The following is a 272-nucleotide window of genomic DNA, read 5'->3' as shown; positions in this document are numbered from 1 at the left end:
CGAGGCAGACGGCGATCTCGTTCAATCCTGCGCCACACCCGGTGATCTCGCCCGCCGCGCGCAATTCCTCCAGCGCCGCCAAACCCCCGCCCCGCGTCAGTTGTCGCCAGGTCCTGTCATGATCCTCGCCATGCTGCCGCCGGCCAATATCGTGGATGTACAGCAGGTCGATCCGCGCGATTCCGAGACGTTGCAGGCTCTGTTCCCACGACCGTAGCACGCCGTCCCGGCTATAATCGTAGACACCGCGAAACGGCATTGGCGAGTGGAAG

General features: G+C 64.3%; 1 protein-coding gene. It reads right to left on the bottom strand.

Translation table 11 applies throughout. The features are described 5' to 3' along the window. The coding region (locus AC0IYH_RS31650) for an aldo/keto reductase (RefSeq protein ID WP_471838204.1) at positions 1 to 272 on the bottom strand (272 nt) is incomplete at both ends.

It is taken from the genome of Pseudomonas sp. AC463, from assembly GCF_979253585.1.
Note: the sequence above shows the minus strand (reverse complement) of the source record. Positions and strands in the feature narration are given on the sequence as shown.